This is a genomic window from Pseudoalteromonas sp. SWXJZ94C (genome assembly GCF_015864385.1).
Classification (GTDB): domain Bacteria; phylum Pseudomonadota; class Gammaproteobacteria; order Enterobacterales; family Alteromonadaceae; genus Pseudoalteromonas.
In genome coordinates, this window is sequence record NZ_JADYXF010000120.1 from 1 (window position 1) to 1,691 (window position 1,691).

The following is a 1,691-nucleotide window of genomic DNA, read 5'->3' on the forward strand; positions in this document are numbered from 1 at the left end:
CGTTTAGGCTCACGCCCTGAAAACTCTAAAACGGTAGCTGCTATTAAGTTATTTCAAAGCAAAGTGGTAAATATGGTACGCCCTGATGGAAAAATAGATCCAAATGGACGCACCCATAGAAAAATCAACGAAAAGCTGGCGAGTGCCGCAGTAGTTACGGTTGTTCCAGTATCTGGAACGCTAAGAGCTACTTTAAAACGCAATCTCGAAAAATATGAAGATCGAATTCCTCATATGTATAAGGATACCACTGGTAATATAACTGCTGGGGTGGGGCATTTAATAAAAGATATTGAAGCAGCTAAAAAAATAGCTTTCGTAGTAAGAAGTACTGGTGTTCTTGCTACGAAAAAAGAAATTGAAGATGAATTTATTAAATTTAAAGGTTTGTCTCTAGATAAAAATACGATTGCAACAGCTTTCAAAAAATACTCAACATTAGAGTTAGGAGAGAGTTTGATGGATAAACAAGTTGAAAATCATATAAATAATTTTGAAAAAGAACTAAAGCAGGTGTATGGAACTCAGGAATTTCAAAGTTATTCTGATAATGTGAAATTGGCTTTATTTGACATGATTTTTAATTTAGGTATGACTAGGCTGATAAGCCGTTTTCCTAAGTTTAATCGTCACATCAAAGCAAATGATTTTGAAAAAGCAGCACTTGAATGTTCACGAACGGATGTTAGCGCTCAAAGAAATACTTATGTTAAAAATTTATTAGGAAAATAAATGAAGACTTTATATATATCTATTCTAATAAGCTTGAGTTTTGGTTGTGTTGCTACCTCAAAAATAGAACCTACATTTATAAAAGAAAATAGCACATATGCTTTTTTTGATAAGCAAATTAACCTAACCCAAGCTAAAGATTTTCCAAGTTTAGAAACAAAAAGGTGGTCTTATGAATTTGGGTTAGAATCATCTGAGGGCAAGTTTGAGAAAGTCGAAACATGTGAAGCATTAACAGAAAAAATAAAAAATGGATATCAAGCTTTTAGATACTCTGAACAAAAAGTTGTAAATGCAAGAAAACTCACGTGTGAAATGTGGCGAGTTATGAGTAAACTAACTTCTTCAGATGTTTCGTATTTAAGAGGCTTTGAACATAACTTGAATTTACCAAAGAAAATGCCTCCAGAGCTCTCTTTAATTATTTCAAAAGATGATGAGCGTAATTTAGCAAAAGCAAATAATTGGGAAGAAATGAGTCATGTTAAAAAGGTAGAGCCATTAAATAAAGACCAAGCTATTTATTATGATAACGCCGGCGGTATTCAAAAGTTAACAGTTATGGCAAAAGGCGATTATAACAACGACGGCATTGAAGATATGGTCTTGGATATGACCAATGGTGTAGAAGGTGGAAGTTACGCATCTATCTATGGTTATGTGGTTACACGACTAGCTGCCGATGCACCTTATACGTTAATTAAGCAGTTTTAATCACTTAAAATATAACAATGGCACCCATCTTAATTTTTGTTTGGTTGAGTTGGGTGTGGTTTAGTTTTTACAAGAAGAAAATAAACTAGACACCCAACCTAAATTTGCACTTTTTAAGGTTAATGACTAAATTTCAATTAGTCTAAAAAGTGAGCAGGTGTTTTATGGCTATTGCAAGAAAGCGTCAGGTAAGTTTGGTTGATACAAAATATTATCACTGTATTTCACGGTGTGTTCGTCGTGCC

The 1,691-nt window shown here is 33.6% G+C and carries 2 protein-coding genes and 1 pseudogene; all 3 read left to right on the plus strand.

Annotated features, from left to right (window positions below):
- Nucleotides 1–732, plus strand: a 732-nt coding sequence (locus tag I6F65_RS21255; protein WP_197114816.1) for a hypothetical protein, incomplete at its 5' end; no start/stop codon positions are given.
- Nucleotides 733–1,446 carry a hypothetical protein gene (locus I6F65_RS21260; protein ID WP_166115299.1) on the plus strand — a complete coding sequence of 238 codons (714 nt, stop codon included), beginning with the start codon at nucleotides 733–735 and terminating at the stop codon, nucleotides 1,444–1,446.
- 164 nt (nucleotides 1,447–1,610) lie between these two features.
- Nucleotides 1,611–1,691 (plus strand): annotated as a pseudogene (locus tag I6F65_RS21265) (Mobile element protein); the annotation flags it as partial.

Excerpts from the sequence above, each read along its gene's own strand:
- I6F65_RS21260 (WP_166115299.1), top strand. The coding sequence starts at position 733 with ATGAAGACTTTATATATATCTATTCTAATAAGCTTGAGTTTTGGTTGT.